Raw genomic sequence first — 22,264 nt, 5'->3', positions numbered from 1 at the left:
AAACCGGGTTTCTGGGCTAAAGCCCAACTACGAACCTTTGGGCTAAAGCCCAACTACGAACCTTTGGGCTAAAGCCCAACTGCGAACTTTTGGGCTAAAGCCCAACTGCGAACCTTTGGGCTAAAGCCCAACTGCGAACCTTTGGGCTAAAGCCCAACTACGAACCTTTGGGCTAAAGCCCAACTACGAACCTTTGGGCTAAAGCCCAACTACGAACCTTTGGGCTAAAGCCCAACTACAAACTTTGGGCTAAAGCCCAACTACAAACTTTGGGGCTGAAGCCCAACTACAAACGGTGGGCTGAAGCCCAACTACAAATTGTGGGCGGAAGCCCAACTACAAACGGTGGGCTGAAGCCCAACTACAAACGGAGCGCCCCTTGCACCACCGGCAAATTGTGTCATCCTAGGAACAGTCGTCTACCTATCCAGAGGTACACCCCATGACATGGACACCTTTGAGCCAGCGCATCGCCAGCCTTCCGCTCATCCTCGCCGGCCCAATTTTGCGGCGCACAGAGCCGGATTCTGTTACAGTTTGGGTTGCCCTCAAGGAAGCCCGGGAAGTCACCCTCCGGGTGCACGCCACCGGCAATAATGGCGAAAGCGTCAGCGATGTGCTATTCTCAGGTACGCGCCGCACAGTATCCCTGGGCAAATACCTGCACGTCGTCGCCGTCACCGCAGTGCCGGTGAGTGGCAACCGTCTGGAACCGGGGCAAATGTGCGCCTACGACCTCGATTTCGGGGGAGTCAATCTCGCAGGCGCACTCACCTCAGCCGGCTTTCCTAACGCCAACATTAGCTATTTCCACCACGGGCTGCCCACTTTTGCCATGCCGCCGGCTGACTTGAACGACTTGCGAATTGTTCACGGTTCTTGCCGCAAGCCCCACGGCGGAGGTTCCGATGGGCTGGCAATCTTGGATGACTTAATCGAGTATAACGCTAAACAGCCCAATTCCCGACCGCACCAGCTGTTTTTATCCGGCGACCAAATTTATGGGGATGACGTGGCTGATGTGCTGCTACAGGGGCTCACAGATGCCGGTGACACCCTGCTGGGGTGGGAAGAAAAACTGCCGGTGGCGCAACAGCACACAGCCGGCTTGGAATACAAACACCCCAGCGATCTTTTACCGGGAAGCCGCAGCAATATCGCCGAACATTCTGCCGGGCTGACTGCGATGCTGATCAACAAATCGGATAAGGCGAAAAGCCACCTGTTTAGCTTGGGGGAATACTTGGCCATGTACCTCTTTGCATGGTCGCCCGTGCTGTGGCAAAGTGATTTCCCCAACGTGGGCGAGAATACCCCACAAGAGCCGGCGCTGGCGAAACTGTGGCATGAAGAAATCACAGGGATTGAGGCGTTCGCTTGCGATGTGTGGAAAGTTCGGCGAGCCCTGGCTAATGTGCCGGTCTACACGATTTTTGACGACCACGATATTAGCGATGACTGGTACATGAATCGCGAATGGTGCAACCGCGTGCTCAGCAAACCGCTGGGGCGGCGTGTCGTGCTCAACGGGTTGCTGGCGTATGCCGCTTTTCAGGCGTGGGGAAATACGCCCGATCAGTTCCAAAGCGGGCGGAATGGTGAGAAACTGCTGAATGCTGCGAAAAAGTGGTCTGAGTCGGAGGGCAATGATCAGACGGCGGTGGGGGAGATTGCCAAATATCTCGGCATTCCCCCCACAGATCCGGCAACCGGCAAGCCCAAGCTAAAACTCGACGGTGATTTTTTAATTTTAGCTCGGGAATCTCCGGATGGAACGGTGCCAATAACCTGGCACTATACGGTGAGGAGCTTCAAGCATGAAGTGATTGTCCTTGACACGCGCACTTGGCGAGCCTACCCGCAAGGCGAGGGCAAGACGCTCGCCCCCCCAATGCTTTTGAGTCCAACCGCTTTTGAGAGACAGCTCAAGCTACCGCTCTCACAAACCGGCTCTGCTAAGATGGAGGTGACGGTGGTGGTTGCTCCCACGAATCTGGTGAGTTTGTCCCTGATTGATATCGTGCAGCGCTGGACTTTGATGACCGGCAATGTTTTTCACAGCGATGTCGGCGATTCCTGGAACTTGAATGAGGCGGGTTTCAGCCGGCTGATCGCCGAAGTCTTCAAGCAGCGGGAGCGCGTGGTGCTGCTGTCGGGCGACATTCACTACGCCAGCGCGGTTCGCTTCAATTACTGGTCCCGCCGGCATTTTGGCGACCCGAAATCGGGCTCCGACGCCCCCTGGCAACCGCGCGTTCTGGCGCAGCTGACGTCGAGCGCTTTCAAAAATGCTGAGTTGCTAACGCAGATCGCGCAAACAAAAGTAAAATCTGCAGCGCAGGAGCCGGTGCAAAACTGGGCCGGCTGGAACGAGCCGCCACAAGTTATTGAAATCGCCAAAACTGCAGAACAGGTGCGGACGCTCTATGTGGATCTCCCCAAAAAGGGGCCGGTTTTGCTGCAAACGAATGGCACCCGTGGCAATGGGCAAACGTATTGGGAAATTGCTGCCAAAGACAGCAACTCTCTCCCGGACTGGCGCTATAATATAGAGTGGGTGAGCCGGGAAGCCTCTGTTGCCGCCGGGTGGCAGAAAAAGCCGGTGTCGCCGGTGCCGCCGCCCACACTTTCCTTCGATAAGTTTGGCAACTCGACCGCGCTCAAACTATTGGGGGGTGTGGTGTCTGTCCTTATGCAAAATCAGTGGGTTCAAGAAGGTTCCGAAGTGGTGGGGCACAGCAACCTGGGCGTGGTATCATTCAAATGGTCGCAAAATGATGATGGCAAAACCGTCATCCAGGATATCTACTGGCGTGCGCCTTGGGACCCAGGGAGCACGGTTTACAGCCGGTATTCTGTGCCGCTGCGCCTTGACGCTCCGCCGCCACCACTCAAGGTCATTTCTTGATGAACTTCTACCTGGGCATCGATTTCGGCACTTCTGGCGCGCGCGCTGTCGCTACTGACAGCGCCGGCACCCCCCACGCGCAGGCGTCTTGCGCTTTTGAAGTGCCGGCAGCCGGCATGCAAGAACCGGCAAGGGGTTTGCCGGCACTCTGGGAAACTGCCCTGTTTTCCCTGATCGAGCAAATCCCCCCGGAAGTGCGCCGGCAGCTCAGGGCGATCGCTATCGACGGCACCTCCTCCACTGTTTTGCTGTGCGATAGCGCCGGCGTGCCGGTGACTGAACCCCTGCTCTACAGCGATGCGCGGGGTGCGGCGGTGATGGAATCCCTGAGGGAAATCGCACCGGCAAACCATACCGTGCTGAGCGCCACTTCCAGTCTGGCGAAATTGCTTTGGTGGCTGAACTGTGGGGATGAGATTCAGCGCTCTACAAGGGGAAAATATTTCCTGCACCAAGCAGATTGGCTGGCGTTTCTCCTGCACGGAAAATTGGGTTTCAGCGACTATAACAGCGCCTTGAAACTGGGTTACGATCCCCAAACCCTGCGCTATCCCGACTGGATTTACCAGATTCAATCCTTACCGCATTTGCCGGAAATTGTCAAGCCCGGGGAGCCGGTGGGGGAAGTGACGGCAGAAATTGCCACTCGCTTTGGGTTGCGGCGGGATTGCGCCGTGTGCGCCGGCACCACTGACAGCATCGCCGCCTTTCTCGCTAGCGGTGCGGAATCACCCGGAGAAGCGGTCACTTCCCTCGGCTCCACCCTGGTGCTGAAGCTGCTGAGCCGCACCCGCATTGATGACGCCCGCTACGGCATTTACAGCCACCGGCTCGGCGACTTGTGGCTGGCAGGCGGCGCTTCCAACACCGGCGGCGCAGTGCTGCGGCAATTCTTTACCGATGCGGAGCTAGAAAGTCTCAGCCGGCACATCGGCACCGAGAAAGAAAGTCCGCTTGATTACTACCCGCTAACGAAGCCGGGGGAGCGCTTCCCGATTAACGACTCGCAGCTGCAACCGCGACTGCAACCGCGCCCAGACGAGCCGGTGGAGTTTTTGCACGGCTTGCTGGAAAGTATGGCGCGAATTGAGGCGCGGGGGTATCATCTTTTACGGGAGTTAGGCGCGACTGCTTTAACGCGAGTTTATACTGCGGGTGGCGGTGCGAAAAATCCGGCGTGGCGGCGGATTCGGGAGCGCCATTTAGGGGTGCCGGTGAGTGTGCCGGTGCGTGTGGAGGCGGCTTACGGGAGTGCGCTTTTAGCCATGCGGGGGGTGGGGGATTGAACCCTCTGAAGTGCAATAGGCGTCTCGCCTGTGCCAAAGAAAGACGTACCAAAGAAAGGCGTAGCACAGGCGTCTCGCCTGTGCTATTCCACCATCCGCACAAATTAAGAAACCCGGTTTCTTCAAGAAACCGGGTTTCTGACTGTTTCTAGACTCCCGCGCTATTCCACCTTCTGCACCGGCGCAGTTTTCGGATCGAGGATTTTCTGGGCACCGGCAAACTTAACCGCCACAGACATTTTGTTCCCAGCCCCAAAAACGTGGGTGACTTCCCCCAACCCAAACGTTCCGTGAATCACCCGATCTCCCACTTTCAAATCGAGCGATTTTGAATTTTGGGTTTGGGATTTCGGATTTTCCTGTTTCTGGGGCGTCACCGGCATCTTGGCGGCGCGGAGCTTTGCCAAACTTCCCGTGAGAAACTGTTTCGGCAATTCCCCCAAAAACACCGAAGGAGCAGCCAGCTGGCGATTTCCCCAAGTGCGGCGCTCCTTCGCGTGCGAAAGGAAGAGCCGGTCTTGAGCGCGAGTAATCCCAACATAGCACAGCCGGCGCTCTTCTTCAAGGGCTGCGGCGTCATCCATACTGCGAAAGTGGGGTAACAGCCCCTGCTCCATACCCACCATGAACACCACCGGAAATTCCAGCCCCTTCGCCGAGTGCAGCGTCATCAGCGTGACGCGGTTTTGCCCCTCTTCCAAGTTATCCACATCCGCCATTAAAGCAGCGCTAGAGAGGAAGTCTTGCAAAGTCGCACCGGCATTCTCTTCCTCATATTGCAGCACCGCATTCACGAGTTCCTGGACATTTGCCAGCCGGTCGAGCGCTTCATCCGTACCCTGGGTTTTCAACTCTTGGATGTAACCCGATTCTTCCAGGATGCCGGTGACAATTTCCGACCCGAGAATCGGGTTTTCCTCATCCGCTTCCTGCAATTTTTCCTGCCACCGGCCAATCATCTGAGCGAACTCAACAATCTTCTTAGCCGAGCGCCCAGCGAGAGTTTTCACCGAATCCTCCTCGCAGAGGATTTCCCACAGCGGCACATTCAGCTGCTTAGCAGCAGTTAGCAGCCGGTCCACAGTCGTGTCCCCAATCCCGCGCCGGGGCGTATTGATAATTCGCACCAGACTTATCGTGTCAAAGGGGTTGACAATTAGCCGCAAATATGCTACAACATCCTTAACTTCCTTGCGGTCGTAGAACTTCAGACCCCCCACCAATTTGTAAGGCACATTCCAGCGCACCATCGCCTCTTCAAACACGCGCGACTGGGCGTTCGTGCGGTAGAGAACGGCAAAACTGCCCCACTGCAATTCCTGGGACTCGCGCACCATGTCCCGAATCTGGCTAGCCACAAACTCAGCTTCCTCCAGCTCGTCATCCGCACGGTGCACATAAACCGGCTCGCCCTCGCCGCGCGTGGGGCGCAAGATTTTCTCAATCCGTTCCGTATTGTTCTCAATCAGCTGGTTGGCGACTTCCAAAATAGTCTCAGTCGAGCGGTAATTTTCCTCCAGCTTCACCATCGTGCGCGTGTCCTCATCCGGCAAACCGTCGCCAAAGTCCTGCTGGAAATCCAGCAAAATCTTGAAATCCGCCATCCGGAAAGAGTAAATGGCTTGGTCAACGTCGCCCACCACAAAAATAGAGCGATTCTGCCAGTTCTTAAAGGTTTGGGGGGATTCGTTGTTCGTCGCCAGCAGCCGCAGCAAGTCATACTGAACGCGGTTGGTGTCCTGATACTCATCCACCAAAATGTGGCAGAATTTTAGATGCCAGTAGCCCAGAACCGACTCGTTTTGCTTGAACAGCTCAACCGGCACCCTGATCAGCTCATCGAAGTCGAGGGCGTTGTTTGCCGCGAGGGAGTCTTGGTAGCGGCTGTAAACGTCAGCAATAACCTTCCCCCGATAATTCGGCTGCTCCCGCTCGAAATCGCGGGGAGTCAAGCCCTGGTTTTTGGCGCTGCTAATCGCGTAGCGCACGGAACGCGGCTCAAACTTTTTGCTGTCCAGGTTCAGCTGGTTGACGACGATATCTTTAATAATTTTCTGCACATCATCTTCGTCTAGGATGGAAAAATTGCTTTTCCAACGGCGACCTTTTTCGTCCTGGTATTTCTCGATATCGTAGCGGAGGATGCGGGCGCAAAGACTGTGGAACGTGCCAACCCACAGGGGTTTGATAATCGTTTTGTAGACGCGAGATCGCAGTCTGGTCTGCTCGTGATCTGCGAGCGCCTCCAAGGATTTGCCGTATTTTTCCAAAGCCAGTTGCCCAGCGAACAGCTTCTCTATTCTATCTTTCATTTCCCGCGCCGCCTTGTTGGTAAAGGTGACGGCGAGGATATTTTCTGGATCGGCGCGGTGCGTGCGAATCAAGTTGGCAACCCGGTAGGTTAAGGCCCGCGTTTTGCCGGAGCCGGCCCCAGCAACCACAAGCAAGGGACCGCAGAAATGCTCGACAGCTTGACGCTGCGAGGGATTGAGTTGGCGGAGAAAATCGGTATTTTGAGTCATGGGTAGCCCGAAGGAGAGCAATCGTGTGTGGGGCATCCTATTTTTGTACTCCCCTCACCCCCAACCCCTCTCCCACTTTGGGGTGAGGGGAGAATTCTTGATTCTTTCCCCCCTCTCCCGACCTGGGAGAGGGGGGTTAGGGGGGTGAGGGTGATAATCTTTGCAAAAATGGGATGCTCCCATCGTGTGTGGGGCGGACATCTGGCCCGCGCTATTAACCGGCAATCCTATTGTATCGAAACTCGGTGAGGGGCGATATTGAGTTTTGTTACTCCCGCCGGTGGTGAGTTGGGGGTGCGGGAAGCAGCCGGCTTGTCGAGTTGGGTTGCGAGCCGGTTTGAATGTGGTAAAATCTAAGCAGTTACAGCTGAAACAAACCGCACAGCCAGTCCGAGTTTAGGCTCGTCTAGCTCGACTGTTAACAGAGGACTCAAAATGCTAACAAATTACATTCAATCGGCGATGCGCCAAGCCACCTATCAGTTGCTGGAGGACGGAACTTTTTACGGAGAAATCCCAGGCTTTCAGGGGGTATATGCCAATGCAGAAAGACTGGAATACTGTCGGGAATTGTTACAAGAAGTCTTAGAAGGCTGGATTATTTTGGGATTGCGGTTGCAGCACTCACTACCCGTTATCGATGGCATTGACCTGAACGCACAGCAAGAGGTTGCCTGATGCCGCCACTTCGAGCCATTAAACGCTTGGAACTGATTTGCCTCTTTAAGCAACTGGGATTTGAAGGGCCATTTTCTGGGGGCAAGCATCAGTACATGGTTAAAGAAAATCTCAAAGTTTGGATTCCTAATCCGCATCAGAGAGACATCAGCCCTGCGTTGCTTGTTCAAATCTTGCGTCAAGCCGAAATCAGCCGGGAGGAATGGGAGGAATTGTGAGAGCGTTCGCGCCTCACCGGCATTCTGGTTAGTTGGGTGTTTGCCCTGCGACTTCCCCACATCCTCTCAAAATAACATAAAACACTTGGTGCGGTTTGCCAAGCCGTTTCGCAATAGTTTGCAACAGCCAGGAGGGTGGGCAGCGCCCACCCCACCGGCTCACCCAAAAATCCCGGCAAAAAACTCAATCGCCTCCTTCAGCGCCCCAATAAACACGTCAATCTCCTCGCGGGTGTTGTAAAAATACAAACTCGCCCGCGCCGTAGACTGAGCGCCCAAATACCGGTGCAGCGGTTGCGTGCAGTGGTGCCCCGCACGAATCGCCACCCCCGCCTGATCCAAAATCGTAGACAGATCGTGCGGGTGCACCTCACCGGCAGTAAACGCCGCCAGCGCCGCCCTGCCGGTGCCATCCGCTGGCGGTTGCGGTCCGTAAACCTTAACTTGAGGAATTTTCCGCAACTGCTCAAACAGATACGCCGTCAGCTCATGTTCGTAAGCTTCAATTTTATCCATCCCCACCTCCGTCAGGTAATCCACCGCCGCACCCAGGGCGATTGCCTCCGCAATAGCCGGCGTGCCCGCCTCAAACTTTGCCGGCACATCCGCATAAGTGGACTGTTCCAAAAACACATCCGCAATCATCTCGCCGCCGCCCAAAAACGGAGGCATCGAGCGCAGCATGTCCAGCTTCCCGTACAGGAAACCGATGCCGGTGGGCGCGCACATCTTGTGCCCAGAAGCCACCAGCCAGTCGCAGTCCATCTCCCGCACGTCAACCTGCATGTGCGGCACGCTCTGGCAGGCATCAATTAACACCTTCGCCCCGTACTTGTGCGCCAGTTTCGCAATCTCCCGCACCGGATTAATGCAGCCCAAAGTGTTAGAAACGTGAGCCACAGACACCAACTTTGTCTTATCCGAAAGCAGTGATTTAAACTGTTCCAGATTGAACTCCTCCGTCTCAGTCAGCTCAACAAACTTCAGCACCGCGCCGGTTTTTTGCGCCATAAGTTGCCACGGCACCAAATTGCTGTGGTGCTCCATCACCGAGAGAATCACCTCATCCCCGCGCTGCAAATTGCTCAGCCCCCAAGCGTAGGCCACCAAGTTAATCGCCTCACTGGCATTGCGCGTGTAGACAATCTCCTGATAGGAAGCCGCATTAACAAACCGGCTGACTTTTTCTCGCGCTTCCTCATAAGCAGACGTCGCCCGCGCGCTGAGGGTGTGAACGCCCCGGTGCACGTTGGAATTGTACTGGTCATAGTATTCCCGCAGCGTTTCCAGCACCTGCAGCGGTTTTTGGGACGTGGCGGCATTGTCCAAGTAAACCAAACGGTGCCCGTTAACTTCCTGGAGCAAAATCGGGAAGTCCGGACGGACTTTAGCAGCGAGAGTTTTTTCTTGAGTTAGTAAGGTCATCTTTACAGTTTTGGATTGTAATCTCTCATTTCCAGGCAACGCCATAGAACGCTTTTTCTATAAGCTCTCCCTCGCCGGTTCCCAACTGGGGGCGGAAGGCAGAGCCTGCCGGTCGGCATTCCCAGGCTGTCGCCTGGGAACGAGGGATAAACCCCTCTCTTTTTCCCCCTCCCCGTTAACGGGGAAGGTGGGGCCCCCTCTGGGGATAAGGGGCTGGGGTTAGGGTGCCGGGTTCCCCTGCCTTTAGCTAGCAGCCTTCAACCGGCTCGCCGCACTAGCGAGGGTTTGCCGCAAAGAAAGCACCGGCAGCTGATTGAGAACCTCACCGACAAAGGCATCAATTAAAAGAGTGCGAGCCGCATCTCCATCCAAACCGCGACTTTGCAGGTAAAATACCTCTTCCGCATCCAGCTGGCTCACCGTAGCGCCGTGCGAGCACTTGACATTATCCGCAACAATTTCCAGTTGCGGTTTCGTATCCACACGCGCCTTGGCAGACAGCAGCAAATTGCGGCTCAGCTGGGCGGCATCCGTGAGCTGGGCGGCTTTGGCCACAATCACCTTACCGCTAAACACCCCGCGAGCGCGATCCCCCACCACGCACTTGTGCAGCTGGCGGCTTCTGCCGTGAGGGTAATTCAGAGCGATAGTGCTGTGAGTGTCTGCCAGCTGTTCGCCGGCGACTGCCACCAAACCGTTGAGCGCTGTTTCCGTACCCTCTCCCGCCTGCCGCACGTCTAAATTGTGCCGGGAAAGCTTTGCGCCCAAACTGACAGCGTAACAGCTGTACCGGCTGTTGCGGGCTTGCTCCACCGAACTCTTCCCAATATGGAAAGCCTCCGCGCTCTCCCTCTGAATCCGGATGTGGTCAACCCGGGCATTTTCACCGACCACAATTTCCGTCACCGCATTCGTAAAACTGACACCCCTGCCAACAGCAGCATAGTCCTCAATTACCGTCACCTTGCTTCCCGGTTCCGCAATCACCAGACAGTGGGGCGCACACATCGCCGGCGCTTCCCCCGGAACCGCCAGAAATAGCAAGTGAACCGGCGTCTCAATCTCCTGATTTTTTGGCACCACCACCACCGCCGCATCCACCAGCGCCGCCACATTCAGCGCCTCAAACACCTCACTGCGCTGCTTGCGCTCGCTCAAACACTCCCGAATGCGCGCGTGATACGGTCCCGGCGCATTCGACAAATTCCCCACAAATAGCTCCAGCGCCAGCGTCGGAAGCAGCGACGCATCAGCTGCAGAGAGGTGCGGCGCGTAATAGCCATTCACAAACACCACCCGCAAGGGCAAAGCATCCTTTTCCCGCACCGGCAGCGTAATGTCCGACAGACCCAGATTCGCCCCCTCCGCACTTCCAGCCACCTGGAAAGGAATCTGCTTGAGCTCAGACAAATCCGTGAACCGCCACTCCTCATCCCTGGTAGTTGGGAAACCGGAAGCGAGCACGAACTCAGCCGCCGCATCGCGCAAATCCTTCAACCCATAAGCGCAACTTTCCCGCTTCCCTTTCCCCAACTTGCGGCACTGCTCCACCAACTCAGCCAAATAGGCATCCCGATTAGCAACTTGCGAACTCATCGCGCACCCACCTCAGCAGCTTCCTCTTCACGCACCCAGTCATAGCCCCGCGCTTCCAGCTCCAGCGCCAGTTCCTTCGTGCCGGTGAGAATAATGCGCCCGGCTTCCATCACATGCACGTAATCCGGCACAATATAATTCAGCAACCGCTGGTAGTGCGTAATCGCCAGCATCGCATTCTCAGCGCTCGCCAGCTGGTTCACCCCATTCGCCACAATCTTCAGCGCATCAATATCCAGCCCCGAATCCGTCTCGTCCAAAATCGCCAACTTCGGCTCCAGCAGCGCCATTTGCAGGATCTCATTCCGCTTCTTCTCGCCGCCAGAAAACCCCTCATTCACACTCCGGCTCAGGAACGCCGGATTCATCTTGACAACTTCCAACTTTTCCTGTATCAAATCGTCAAAATCCAGCGCGTCCAACTCCTCCAAACCCTTATGCTTGCGGTGCGAATTGTACGCCACCCGCAAAAAGTCCAGATTCGTCACCCCTGGAATTTCCAGCGGATATTGGAACGCCAGAAACACCCCAGCTCTCGCCCTTTCCTCCGCTTCCAGCTCCAGCAAATTTTCTCCCCGAAAAATCACCTCACCTCCCGTCACCGTGTAGTCAGGATGCCCCGCCAACACCTTAGAAAACGTACTCTTCCCCGACCCATTCGGCCCCATTATAGCATGAATTTCCCCCGCCTTAATCTCCAGATTCAACCCCTTCAAAATCTCAATCCCATCCACCTCCGCCCTCAAATCGCGGACAGACAGAATAACCTCACCATTCTCAACTATCATTTCTCTCTCTTTCCTCTTCCTTGGCGTTCTTGGCGTCTTGGCGGTTCAATTTCATTCTCGTTCCCAGACTCCGCCCGGGAACGAGAGTATAAAATTACCCAACCGTACCTTCCAACTTCAAACTCAGCAGCCGGTCAGCTTCCACAGCAAACTCCATCGGCAGCTTATTAAACACATCCTTGCAGAACCCGCTGATAATCATCGACACCGCATCCTCTGCGGAAATTCCCCGCTGCTGGAAATAAAACAGCTGGTCTTCCCCAATTTTGGAGGTAGAAGCTTCGTGCTCCACCTTGCCGGTGTTATTTTGCACCTGGATGTAGGGGAAAGTGTTCGCTTGGGCGCTGTCCCCAATCAGCATGGAATCGCACTGGGAGTAGTTGCGCGCGCCGGCAGCCTTTGGCCCAATCTTGACCAAGCCGCGATAGCTATTCTGGGAGTGACCGGCAGAAATCCCCTTGGAAATAATCGTGCTGCGGGTGTTTTTGCCGACATGCACCATTTTGGTGCCGGTATCCGCTTGCTGGTAGTTGTTCGTGAGGGCCACCGAGTAGAACTCGCCCACCGAATTGTCTCCCACCAGCACGCAGCTGGGATATTTCCAGGTGATAGCAGAGCCGGTTTCTACCTGAGTCCAGGAAATCTTGGAGTTGACTCCCTGGCAGAGTCCGCGCTTGGTGACAAAGTTGTAAATGCCACCTTTGCCTGTTTCGTCGCCGGCGTACCAGTTCTGCACGGTGGAGTATTTAATCTCCGCATTGTCAAGGGCAACCAATTCTACCACGGCGGCGTGCAGCTGGTTGGTGTCGTACATCGGGGCGGTGCAGCCTTCCAGGTAGGTGACGGAGCTGCCCGACTCGGCGACAATCAGGGTGCGCTCGAACTGTCCCGTGTCGCCGGTGTTAATCCGGAAGTAGGTGGACAGGTCCATCGGGCACTTGACGCCTTTGGGGATGTACACGAAGGAGCCATCGCTGAACACGGCGGAGTTGAGGGCGGCAAAATAATTGTCGCTCACCGGCACGACGCTGCCCAGGTACTTCTGCACCAAGTCTGGGTGCTCTTGCAGCGCTTCCGAGATGGAGCAGAAGATCACCCCTTGTTTGGCCAGCTTTTCTTTAAAGGTCGTGGCCACCGATACGCTGTCGAAGATAGCGTCAACCGCCACGTTGGAGAGGCGCTTCTGCTCGGAGAGCGGAATGCCCAGTTTCTCGAAAGTTTCCAGCAGTGCTGGGTCAACTTCCTCCAGGCTGTTGAGCTTTTGCTTCTTCTGCTTCGGCGCGGAGTAGTAAATTATATCCTGATAGTTTATTTTCGGATAGTTTACGTGCGCCCATGCCGGCTCTGTCATTTTCAGCCACTGCCGGTAGGCTCGCAGGCGGAATTCCAGCATGAACTCCGGCTCGTTTTTCTTTGAAGAAATCAGGCGGATGATGTCCTCACTCAACCCGCGAGGGATGGTGTCGGCTTCAATCTCGGTGACAAAGCCGTACTTGTAGGGCTGATTGACTAAGGTTTTAACTGTTGCGCTCATCGGTGTGTGTTCTCTCTCTAAGGTGGAAACCGGCATCTGCGACAGCCGTCACCCTTTGATTCTCAACAATAGCCTGAATGTTGCAAGCCAGTGCGCCGGCGCAGAGATATTGGCGGGTTGGGTTGCGCCCCCGGAGGGCGGGCGTTTCGCCCGCGCCCCTCAGTATTGGCGGGTGGTGGCTCGTATTTGCTCAAACGAGATTTCCCGCCTGTCGCCGGCAAATTCGCTCTCTGGCGTCAGGAACAGCATGCAGTGGCACTCCTTGCGCTCCCGCATGGGCACGCACGGACAATTCCAGAAGGCCGCCGCCACTTCCGCCTGTTTGTCTTCGTAGTGCCGGCACGGACACAGGGGCGAACCGTACTCGTCCTTGTGTCGGGCCAGCCCCTCAATCACAACCGCTGTGATGCTCAGATCCGCGCAGAAGTAGGTGCCGGTGCGCTTCGCGTAGGTTTCCGCGAAGTGCCGCATGGCTTCGAGGTTCTTGTCTGTGGCCTGTGTGGGGCGGTAAGATGCAGTCATTGGGCAGGATGGGAGAGCCAGCTAAATTGCGTCTATAATAAGTAAAACAACAGGCTTGTTGCCTTACTTCCATTTTAGGGTACTTTAGCAACAAGCACGTTGTCAAAGTCCGAAATAAATTTTTTGCGCTTTTTGGCTCACTCCGGGAAGACGATGGCCACCACTCAGCAACCTTCCACCAAACAAGACATCCTGCAGCACCTGCTCAAGCAGGGTCAAGCAACCGCCCAGGACCTAGCGGAATCCCTCGACATCAGCCCGCAGGCGATTCGCCGCCACCTCAAAGACTTGGAGGCGGAGGAGCTGATCCGCTATCAAACGGTTCAGGCCGGCATGGGACGCCCCCAGCACGTCTACGAACTCACCACTGAGGGGCGGGAGCGCTTCCCCAATCGCTATCACGAGTTTGCCGTCTCTCTGCTGGACACCCTGACGGAAACCGTAGGGCGCGACCAAATGAGTTCCATCCTGCGCAAGCAGTGGGAGCGCAAGGCGATGGAATACCGCCAGCGCTTGGGAAATGGGCCTTTGCCAGAGCGCGTGGCCAAGTTGGTAGAGCTGCGCCGAGCTGAGGGCTATATGGCGGAATGGTATTCCCTGGAGCCTGAAGCTGCCGGTGGCCAAACCGGCCCTCGGTTTATGGTCGCTGAGCACAACTGCGTCATCTCCCAGATTGCCGAGTCTTTCCCCAGAGTCTGCGATCACGAGCTGGAAATGTTTGCGGCGGCGCTGCAAGACTGCACCGTCGAGCGGACGCACTGGATTATTAACGGCGAACACCGCTGCGGCTATTTGATTGAGCCTCGCGCAGGGGAAAAATCTGCGTGACAGCTGTCAGGTGTTAGGTTTTAGGTGTTATAGCAGCAGTCATATTGGTTAGAACAATACAAGCTTCGGGAGCTCTGGAGCAAGGGAGGCCGGAATGTAGGTTTCCTAAATGCTTACTGCTCTATAGACGTAGGGGAGGCGTCCCGCCCCCCTGAAGGTCTAATGTTCTAACCTAAGTGCATACTGCTATAGTTCCTAGAGAGTGTTGATAAAGTAATGGTTAAGCCTGACTGGGGGCAAACCTGTCCAGAAACCGGGTTTCTTTAACAACCCCGGTTTCCTGTCTCCCTGAAACCGCCTTCCCGCCTTGCCGCCAGACGCGCCGGCTAGACGGGACAGACCCTCGTGCCTGCAACAGAGCCCTGCCCCGCACCGGCATTTGCCAAATATAGCGTTTCTCAGTTGGATGAACGTTAGGCCCAGAAACCCGGTTTCTTCAAGAAACCGGGTTTCTCAGTCCCTCACTAATATGAAAAACGCTATAGAATTAACCTAATTAACCTAATTATATCATGACTGAACAGCCGCAACCCGCCCCGCAATTTTTAACCCTAGAAGAAGCCGCTGAGGTGGACAAAGCCCTCATGTCTTCCCGCGAGAAATTTTCCACTCGGCTGGCAATTTACGCCTTGAGGTCGCTTAAGGAGATTGCTGGGAATACAGGTTGCGCTCTAGAAGAGGTGACACCGGCACAGGTGAGAGCTTGGATAGAAAACGATCGGAGCGTCAAGCGAGACAGCGATATTGACACCGGCTTTGACAGCTTTTTCACTCAACTGGTGCTGTCCTCCTTAAAGCCCTTAAAGCAAATTTCCCAAGAAGCCGGTGCGCCGGTTGAAGCCCTCACCGTCAAGCAAGTGGTCGCCTGGTTTGAAAAAGATGCCAAGCACCGGCGAGAGCGGGAAGCCGGTGCCGCTCCCTGAACGCCGTAAGAGCCCGTTAAAGTAGGCCCCAGAAACTGCGCCCCAGAAACCCGGTTTCTTAAAAAAACCGGGTTTCTCAAATCATTAATCCACTCCTAAAATTCTCTATAAATATCCCCACTCGCTTGCCGGCACAGTCCGAGCCGCCCCTTCCCCCCCGGCAAACCCTGCCGGCAATGTACGATTTGCCCAGCGAAAACCCCGCAGAAGGATTGCCAGATGAATTTCACGACCTTCAACCCGAACTGCAGCGTCTCACTTTCCGCCCCCACAACTATCCCCCAGAGCGGGTGCTCACCGGCAGTAACCTGAACCTTTATTACGATTCCAGGCATCCCAACTGGTATAGCAGTAGGCACTTAGATTAGGACAAGGGGTTTAACATGATCTAGGGGCGGGTTCACCCACAACCTGCGCCACACAGCTACAACACCGATAAACCCGCCCCTACCCTCTGATATCGCAGCAGTCATATTGGGCCATAGCGTGTCCTAACCAATATGACTGCTGCTATACAAGCGCCCTGATTGGTTCGCTGTCGTGGGAGTCTCAGGACTTTATGACGGGCGCGACATGCGTTTGAGCTATGCGATAAGGCACAAGCAAGTCAGCCCGTTTGTTGTGGTTGAATTGCTCTCTCCCAGAAGCGACTCCGACGCTTTGGGCGAGACGGGAAGCCAACCTGGAAACCCACCCACTAAAGGGTCAGTTTACGAACAAAATCTGGGAGTTCCTTACTGCGCTGTGTTCAGTCGCTATCCGGGAGAACTGCGGACATTGAAGAACAAGTTATTCTATTATAGCAGTATGCACTTAGGTTAGAAGATTAGATTTTCAGGCTCGGCGGACGCCTGCCCTACGTCTATAGAGCAGTAAGCATTGAGGAAACCTACATTCCGGCCTCCCTTGCTCCAGAGCTCCCGAAGCTTCTATTGTTCTAACCAATATGACTGCTGCTATAATCGACCTTTTTATAATCTTACTCCTTTCCCCCTTCCGCGCACAACCTTATGTTTTTGCCGGCATCTCCCCTTTTCCCCCCTTAAAAGAATTCAAGAGCCTTTTCCGTCCCCACCGGCAGCTGAATTCGCCCGAAATCCGCAGGCGGACAAAATTAAAGGCAAAATAGCCTATCAGTTCTCCCACCGGGCTCTAGCCCTATCTGTAGAGTAAAGCGCTTACTGCCAGCCAGCACTTTATTCATCTTTTCCCATTCTGAGCGCAATAAGACATAATTATAATAAGGCGCAATCACAGCACGCAAAACCACCCTCAGGAGGGATATCACTTTGAGCTTAAAGCTTTATTTATTGCGTCACGGACAGACCGGCTGCAGCCGGCAGAATGTCTTCTGCGGTGCGAGCGATCCCGAACTCACCCCTGAGGGGCTGGAGATGGCCCAGGCGTTTGCCGCCACCTACCGCCCCACACCCTGGAGCGCTATCTATAGCAGTCCAATGGGGCGAACCCAGGCGACGGCTCAAGCCCTCTGCGACGCAGTGGGGGTGCAAATGGAACTCCGAAACGGATTGAAAGAAATCAACTATGGCCAGTGGGAGGGTTTATCCGCAGAAACCGTCAGCCGAGACTATCACGACGACTATCTGCGCTCTTTGTGCCGATCCGGCTTGGTATCCGCCCACCGGCGGCGAACCCGCTGTGGCCATTGCCTATCGCGCTTTGCAAGTCATTGAAGAAATCAAGCAGCGATTTCCCACCGGCAATGTTTTGGCCGTTTCCCACAAAGCCACGATCCGCATTATTCTGTGCAGCCTGCTGGGAATTGACGTGGGGCGCTTCCGCTATCGCCTCGCCTGTCCAGTAGGATCGCTGAGCGTTGTGGAATTTGGCACTCAAGGGCCATTCTTGCTGGTTTTGGCTGACCGCACCCATCTCAATGAGCGCTTGCGGACATTACCCGGCACTTAGAACTGGGACAAAAGGCGTTCGTACATGCCGGTGGAGTTCAGAGATATCTGTGGCCAGATAAGCTGTTTTGCATTATACCTCGTTATTTCTCGCTCCCATGATCTTCCTGAAAAGGAAGTAATAGAAGCTCTGTCCCCTTGGCGGAATAAGCAAATTAAAAGCATAGCCTCTGATCGTTACCTGTTTGCCACTCCTCCGATAGACCTCTGAACTCGAACCGTGGACCTCTCGCCTGCCCTCAGGGACATTGGGACAGGCAAGATGCCGGTCCTACGTCTGAAATTGGGACAGGCAAGATGCCGGTCCTACGTCTGAAATTGGGACTCAAGGTTCTTTGGGCCAATCTCCCCGGCTGCCCGGCTCCCTTGCTCCCCTGCTATCCACTTAGAGGGGGTGAGGGGAGTGGGGGGTGTGAGAGCGGGTGCCGGCGGCTTTTTTGTGCCGGCTGCTGCCAAAAGCCGAGATAAACCTTTAACCTAGAAGAGTTGAACCTGGAGAAATACTTGTGGATGACATAAGATCGCGAGCCTGGGAACTAAAGCAAGATTTAATTGAGTTTGTGCTGGAGGCGGAGGGAGATCTGGCGGTTGCCCTGGAGGCGTATGTCGCCGGGCAGAGCAGCAAAGACCGCTCTGACATGACGCAGAGAGATATGGTGACTGACAGCTTTCTGACTGAGGCGAAAGTCGGGGAGAAGACGCCCCTGGAGCTGTATGTAGAAAACCGGCCCTCTCTGTCAGAAACCGACCGCAATTTACTGCTCAGCTGGCAGCGCAGCTTCACCGGCTTGTTTGCCGTCAGCCAAATTCTGCCGGATGGCTTTGAGCTGATGAACTGGCTAACCGCCAAGCCCTACACTGTCAAGCCGAATCCCGCTCTCAGCCCGGAGGAACTCGGGAAGCTCAAGCAGGGGGATATTTTACTGGCGCGGATTGTGCCGGTGAGCGACACCTACTGGATGTTTTCTGGAGCGTATTCCCCTCTGGGGAATTTGGGCAAACCGAAACTGGCTGTGGCAATTGGTAATTTTAAAGCCCAGTACAAGAACCACCTTTACAGCGACGCCCCAGACTTGCTAGAGGAAGCCTGGAAGTCCGTAGAGAAATATCACCGCGAATTTATTGACTTTTTTGGCAGCGATGAAGTGACGATGCCCGGATACCAGCTCAACAAAAAAATTGCTGAGTTTCAGGAAGAAGTAACGCAGAAGCGCCTGGATGCTGCCGGCATAGATGAATCTAAATCGCTGGCGGATCTGGCGGAAGACGCTGGGGTTGGCTCAGCAGAACTTAAAGAAGCGGCAGTGGCTGCCGGTGCGGACTCAAAAGCGGCAGACTGGCTGTTGGACAGCAAGGACAGCACCAAAATGGTGATGCCGAAGGTTGAGCTGCCGGCTTCCCTAAAGAAAGCGGAACAGGTGACAGCGCTCGCCCATCCCCGCTGGGGGCAGGTGTTCCTGCCGACGTACAGCCGGTTCAAGGCTTTGCTGGAAGCGGAAGACGGGCAAACTCCGGAGAAGCAAAAACTGGTGCGCTCCTATTTGGAAGACCGCGAAATTAATCCTTTCATCTGGCACCGGCTCGCCCGGCAGTACCCAACCCAATTAGAAAAAGTGTTGCGAGAGGTGTTGGGGCGTCCGGATTTCTGTCTTGAGAGGGATTTACAAGAACTCCTCAAGGAATTTAACAAACCTGTCGAGCCAGAGCTGCCGGAAATCGCCAGCGTGCCGGTGCACCTGCACGAGCTGTTTCTAGAAGCTTTCGCCGAGGTGAATAAATCTCCGTCTAAACCTAAAGGGAAAAAGAAACCAGGAAAAGGCTTTCAACGCGCTTGAGCCGGCTCGCTTTGGCGAGCTTTAACCCCAGCCCCAAACCCCGCAGGACAGGCGTCCCACCTGAGGTACTGAGAAACCCGGTTCCTTAAAGAAACCGGGTTTCTGGGCAAACACGCTCATCCAGCTGAGAACCGCTATATTTGCCCTCACTCGCAAAGATCGCGAGAGTTCTTAACATAATTTTTCTCTTTCCCCGTTACCCGATCGCAATGTTTTATGGTTTAATAAAAATAGAGAGGGCAGGAAAAGTAAGGGAGCGGCGCTAGTCTGTGGGGAGAACCGGCGCTTTTTGCCTGCGGCTGCCGTGTGGATTTTCCCCAGCTCGATGTGCGCTTGTGACAAATCGCTCCCCTCTCCTGCACCCTCACAGGCAACAGTCAGGCATGCAAAGGAGGGAGCATCACCGTGAAAAAACTTGTTACCGTCCTGCTTTCTTTTGGTTGGATTCTGCTCGCCGGCACCTCAGCCCTCGCCCAGGCAGAAAGACTGCGCGAAGTCAGTCAAGGCAATTCCAGCCTTGCCGCAGACTTGAGAGTTGACCGAGTGCAGCAGCCCAGAGCGCTGGTAGCGGCTGTTCAGCCAGAGCCTTTCAAGGTGGCGATTGAGCGCGCCAATACAGCGCTGGAGGGCAGGGGGTTGAGAACGCCGTCCTCCCAAACGTCACAGGCGGGCGAGCCCAGGCTGATAAAGCCGGCGTGCTCGGACCCGTGCGTTCCCAGCTACAGCCCTCAAAACCCGGTCTATGCGGCTAACAATTCTGCCGACGGACTTGGGGTGGTATGGCCAGTAAGGTTTTGAGAGCGGCAGAGTGCGCCAGAGCGCGCACCCTGCTGTGAAAAAGCACTCCCCAGAAAGCAGCGGGGCTAGCAGCGGATTTTCAATCCCGTTTCCGGGATTCAGCTGGCCAAAGATATTCTCCTCCTACCCCCTGCTGAAATCATTGTGGCATTCATTTGGGCTTGTTTGCACAACGGGGATGCTGCCATCCAATCTGCGCTAGTGTGGGATTGAGACAAATTTTCTGATTTTCTGTGCTGCTGTATCAACGCTCTGCTGCATTCGCGCGTTCGCTAGCTGCTTGCCTGGTGATAACGCTGACCGCCTGCGCCAACACCCCCACCGGGAAGGCGCTGGAGCAGTCTTTGGCTGCAGATCCCAGCCTCCAAGACAATCCCGTGACCTTCGGTGGCCCGAAAAACAGCCCCCCAGTACAGGAGGCGGCGCAGCTACCGGCAGACTTCCCCGCAGAGATTCCCCGCTATCCCAACGCCAAGCTGCAAGAAGTCAAGCCCCTGACCGGCGAACCCGAGGGATCTGCCGGTCAAACTCGGTGGGCCAGTCCTGACTCCGGAACAGCCGTGCGGGAGTTTTACCAAAAGCAATTTAAAGAGAGCAACTGGGAGACGGTAAGCCAGCCGGCGGGCGACGGCACCGGCACCTTAGAGGTTCGCCGCGAGAATTTGCGCGTCAAAGTGTCCGTTGAGCCCAATGCGGCAGCCGGCGTAACAGCATTTACGATTAAATACTTGCGCGAAACGGGGGAGGCAGCGCAGCCGCAACCCGCCCCGTCGCCCGCCGCCAGCGCCGAACCGGCACCCGAACCGGCAGCCAGCATCTCACCGGCACCGGCACCCGAACCGGCAGCCAGCATCTCACCGGCACCGGCACCCGCAACCGGCACCGAAACGCCGCCCGCATCCGCCGCTGCGGCAAGCCTCACAGATTTAAACAAAGCGCCGGCGCAATTGCGGCAGTACCTGGAAGATTTGGCCAAGCTCGGGGTGCTGACGCCCTCTGCCGCCCCCAAGAGCAAAGAACCCGCCGCCGGCACACAGTTTGAGCCAAACAGGACCATCACCCGCCGCCAATTTGCCCGCTGGCTGTTTGACGCCAACAATAAACTCTACGCCAGCCAGCCGGCGCGACAAATCCGCGCCGGATTGGAAACCGCCCAGCCGGCATTCACAGACGTGCCGGTAAAAGACCCGGATTTTGCCATCATTCAGGGCTTAGCCGAAGCCGGCATCATCATAAGCCCCCTGTCTGGAGACAGCACCACCGTTCAATTCCGCCCCGATGCGCCCCTGACGCGGGAGACGCTGGCACTCTGGAAAGTGCCCCTCGACACCCGCAAATCTTTACCCGCAGCCTCCACGGATGCGGTGCAGCAAACGTGGGGCTTTCAGGATGCCGCAAAAATTGACCCCAAAGCATTGCGCGCGGTGCTCGCCGACTACCAGAATGGGGATTTGGCCAATATCCGCCGGTCGTTTGGCTACACAGCCATCTTCCAGCCCAAAAAGCCGGTGACTCGCGCCGAAGCGGCATCCGCCCTCTGGTACTTCGGCTTTCAAGGCGAAGGCATCTCCGCCAAAGACGCCCTGCAGCAGTAGTGGCAGGGGCGGGTGAGCGCCGGCATTATAGCAGTAGCAACTTAGGGAACGGACATTAGACCTTGAGGGCACGGAGGGAACGCCTGCCCTACGCCTACCTCGTAGGACAGGGGTTCCCTCCGATAGAGCGCGTCCTAAACTGACTGTCTCTTGCTATAGTGTCAATTTAGACTTATTAATGAACCGCCAATAGTTCATTATTAAAGTCTGCAATGGCTGTAAGGCAAAAAAAAGGATTTCTCCCGCGCTTAAACTTAACAAAATTCTGGATGCTGCTGCTCTCAACAGCACTGATTGCACTCACCGGCTGTATTCCGGTGCGGCTGGCAATGACCCTCCACCAAGTGCCGGTGCCTCAAGCCATCTTGGTGCTGGGGGGCGATGTCACACGAATGATGTTCGCGGCTAAATTCTGGCGCTCGCACCCCAATTTAGAGATTTGGGTGTCAGACGAACCCCAAAATATAAACTATCTCAAAAGATTGTTCCAGAAAGCAGGGATTCCGGAACGGCAAATCCACTACGATATCTGTGCGACGGATACGGTAACGAACTTTACCTGTACCGTTCAAAATTTTGCGCAGCGGGAGATAAGGCATCTCTATTTGATCACCTCGGACTATCACATGGCGCGAGCGCGAGCTATCGCCACTTTTGTGCTGGGAAGTCGCGGGATTGCTGTGACGCCGCTTTCTGTGCCCTCACAGGGACAGCCACCGGACTCCCTGTTGCGAATTGCCCGCGACTGCGTTCGCTCTGTGCTTTGGATAGCGACTGGGCGCACCGGCGCTCGCTTCAACCCGCGCCTCAACTCGGGAAATTCGGGCAATCTGAATTAGGCTGTTTGCAGTCTGGGCTTTACCGCTGAAAGCCGGTGAGT

General features: G+C 55.6%; 21 protein-coding genes. 14 read left to right on the top strand and 7 right to left on the bottom strand.

Annotation, left to right across the window (positions count from 1 at the left end; genetic code table 11):
- The first annotated feature begins 442 nt into the window (after positions 1-442).
- Together OSC10802_RS0114570 and OSC10802_RS0114565 are read left to right on the top strand one after the other, a co-directional pair.
- Positions 443-2,908 carry a metallophosphoesterase family protein gene (locus tag OSC10802_RS0114570; protein WP_017717501.1) on the top strand — a complete coding sequence of 822 codons (2,466 nt, stop codon included), beginning with the start codon at positions 443-445 and terminating at the stop codon, positions 2,906-2,908.
- Positions 2,908-4,194, top strand: a complete 1,287-nt coding sequence (locus tag OSC10802_RS0114565; protein WP_017717500.1) for an FGGY-family carbohydrate kinase — start codon at positions 2,908-2,910, stop codon at positions 4,192-4,194. Before OSC10802_RS0114570 ends, OSC10802_RS0114565 begins: the two co-directional genes overlap by 1 nt.
- A gap of 161 nt (positions 4,195-4,355) precedes the next feature.
- Here the strand turns inward: OSC10802_RS0114565 and pcrA are convergent, their stop codons facing one another.
- Positions 4,356-6,752, bottom strand: a complete 2,397-nt coding sequence (gene pcrA / locus OSC10802_RS0114560; RefSeq protein ID WP_017717499.1) for a DNA helicase PcrA — start codon at positions 6,750-6,752, stop codon at positions 4,356-4,358.
- A gap of 399 nt (positions 6,753-7,151) precedes the next feature.
- Here pcrA and OSC10802_RS0114555 point away from each other — a divergent pair, with 399 nt between their 5' ends.
- Positions 7,152-7,394, top strand: coding sequence for a type II toxin-antitoxin system HicB family antitoxin (locus tag OSC10802_RS0114555; protein ID WP_026098481.1), 243 nt, complete (start codon positions 7,152-7,154; stop codon positions 7,392-7,394).
- Positions 7,394-7,612 carry a type II toxin-antitoxin system HicA family toxin gene (locus tag OSC10802_RS0114550; protein ID WP_017717497.1) on the top strand — a complete coding sequence of 73 codons (219 nt, stop codon included), beginning with the start codon at positions 7,394-7,396 and terminating at the stop codon, positions 7,610-7,612. The genes OSC10802_RS0114555 and OSC10802_RS0114550 overlap by 1 nt, the downstream gene beginning before the upstream one ends.
- Before the next feature lie 159 nt (positions 7,613-7,771).
- Here the strand turns inward: OSC10802_RS0114550 and OSC10802_RS0114545 are convergent, their stop codons facing one another.
- The 5 genes from OSC10802_RS0114545 to OSC10802_RS0114525 form a co-directional block, all read right to left on the bottom strand.
- The gene (locus tag OSC10802_RS0114545) at positions 7,772-9,037 is read right to left on the bottom strand and encodes a SufS family cysteine desulfurase (protein WP_017717496.1); all 1,266 of its coding nucleotides are present in this window, start codon (positions 9,035-9,037) and stop codon (positions 7,772-7,774) included.
- Positions 9,038-9,280: 243 nt separating this feature from the next.
- Positions 9,281-10,633: a Fe-S cluster assembly protein SufD gene (gene sufD / locus OSC10802_RS0114540; protein WP_017717495.1), complete on the bottom strand. Its 1,353-nt coding sequence runs from the start codon at positions 10,631-10,633 to the stop codon at positions 9,281-9,283.
- A complete protein-coding gene (gene sufC / locus OSC10802_RS0114535) occupies positions 10,630-11,421 on the bottom strand; it encodes a Fe-S cluster assembly ATPase SufC (protein ID WP_017717494.1) in 792 nt (263 codons plus the stop codon). Before sufC ends, sufD begins: the two co-directional genes overlap by 4 nt.
- A 94-nt stretch (positions 11,422-11,515) precedes the next feature.
- The gene (gene sufB / locus OSC10802_RS0114530; RefSeq protein WP_026098480.1) at positions 11,516-12,955 is read right to left on the bottom strand and encodes a Fe-S cluster assembly protein SufB; all 1,440 of its coding nucleotides are present in this window, start codon (positions 12,953-12,955) and stop codon (positions 11,516-11,518) included.
- Positions 12,956-13,114: 159 nt separating this feature from the next.
- Entirely contained in the window at positions 13,115-13,477 is a 363-nt protein-coding gene (locus OSC10802_RS0114525; RefSeq protein ID WP_017717492.1) for a ferredoxin thioredoxin reductase catalytic beta subunit, read from the bottom strand.
- 153 nt (positions 13,478-13,630) lie between these two features.
- On the opposite strand from OSC10802_RS0114525, the gene sufR reads away from it, so the two are divergent.
- Together sufR and OSC10802_RS0114510 are read left to right on the top strand one after the other, a co-directional pair.
- The gene (gene sufR, locus OSC10802_RS0114520; protein ID WP_017717491.1) at positions 13,631-14,305 is read left to right on the top strand and encodes an iron-sulfur cluster biosynthesis transcriptional regulator SufR; all 675 of its coding nucleotides are present in this window, start codon (positions 13,631-13,633) and stop codon (positions 14,303-14,305) included.
- A gap of 512 nt (positions 14,306-14,817) precedes the next feature.
- Complete coding sequence (locus OSC10802_RS0114510) at positions 14,818-15,228, top strand: NDH complex assembly factor CRR9 (RefSeq protein WP_017717489.1); 411 nt, start codon at positions 14,818-14,820, stop codon at positions 15,226-15,228.
- A gap of 95 nt (positions 15,229-15,323) precedes the next feature.
- Here OSC10802_RS0114510 and OSC10802_RS56480 read toward each other — a convergent pair whose 3' ends face one another.
- On the bottom strand, positions 15,324-15,587 hold the full coding sequence (locus OSC10802_RS56480; protein WP_155967764.1) for a hypothetical protein: 264 nt from the start codon (positions 15,585-15,587) through the stop codon (positions 15,324-15,326).
- A gap of 181 nt (positions 15,588-15,768) precedes the next feature.
- Here OSC10802_RS56480 and OSC10802_RS46255 point away from each other — a divergent pair, with 181 nt between their 5' ends.
- The 8 genes from OSC10802_RS46255 to OSC10802_RS0114475 all read left to right on the top strand — a co-directional run bounded on the left by OSC10802_RS46255 (position 15,769) and on the right by OSC10802_RS0114475 (position 22,223).
- Positions 15,769-16,050, top strand: coding sequence for a hypothetical protein (locus OSC10802_RS46255; protein WP_071593305.1), 282 nt, complete (start codon positions 15,769-15,771; stop codon positions 16,048-16,050).
- 124 nt (positions 16,051-16,174) lie between these two features.
- Positions 16,175-16,357, top strand: coding sequence for a hypothetical protein (locus OSC10802_RS49845; RefSeq protein WP_155967761.1), 183 nt, complete (start codon positions 16,175-16,177; stop codon positions 16,355-16,357).
- A 160-nt stretch (positions 16,358-16,517) separates the two neighbouring features.
- The gene (locus tag OSC10802_RS56475; RefSeq protein ID WP_369797076.1) at positions 16,518-16,922 is read left to right on the top strand and encodes a histidine phosphatase family protein; all 405 of its coding nucleotides are present in this window, start codon (positions 16,518-16,520) and stop codon (positions 16,920-16,922) included.
- On the top strand, positions 16,888-17,157 hold the full coding sequence (locus OSC10802_RS56470) for a histidine phosphatase family protein (protein ID WP_369797075.1): 270 nt from the start codon (positions 16,888-16,890) through the stop codon (positions 17,155-17,157). Before OSC10802_RS56475 ends, OSC10802_RS56470 begins: the two co-directional genes overlap by 35 nt.
- Positions 17,158-17,662: 505 nt before the next feature.
- Complete coding sequence (locus OSC10802_RS0114490) at positions 17,663-18,991, top strand: DUF7986 domain-containing protein (RefSeq protein ID WP_017717486.1); 1,329 nt, start codon at positions 17,663-17,665, stop codon at positions 18,989-18,991.
- 405 nt (positions 18,992-19,396) lie between these two features.
- On the top strand, positions 19,397-19,789 hold the full coding sequence (locus OSC10802_RS0114485; RefSeq protein ID WP_017717485.1) for a hypothetical protein: 393 nt from the start codon (positions 19,397-19,399) through the stop codon (positions 19,787-19,789).
- Positions 19,790-20,022: 233 nt separating this feature from the next.
- The gene (locus tag OSC10802_RS0114480) at positions 20,023-21,384 is read left to right on the top strand and encodes an S-layer homology domain-containing protein (RefSeq protein ID WP_017717484.1); all 1,362 of its coding nucleotides are present in this window, start codon (positions 20,023-20,025) and stop codon (positions 21,382-21,384) included.
- Between the two features lie 212 nt (positions 21,385-21,596).
- Complete coding sequence (locus OSC10802_RS0114475) at positions 21,597-22,223, top strand: YdcF family protein (protein WP_017717483.1); 627 nt, start codon at positions 21,597-21,599, stop codon at positions 22,221-22,223.
- Positions 22,224-22,264: the final 41 nt, after the last annotated feature.

The organism is Kamptonema formosum PCC 10802, assembly GCF_000332335.1.
In the GTDB taxonomy this organism is placed as follows: domain Bacteria; phylum Cyanobacteriota; class Cyanobacteriia; order Cyanobacteriales; family Oscillatoriaceae; genus Oscillatoria.
Note: the sequence above shows the minus strand (reverse complement) of the source record. Positions and strands in the feature narration are given on the sequence as shown.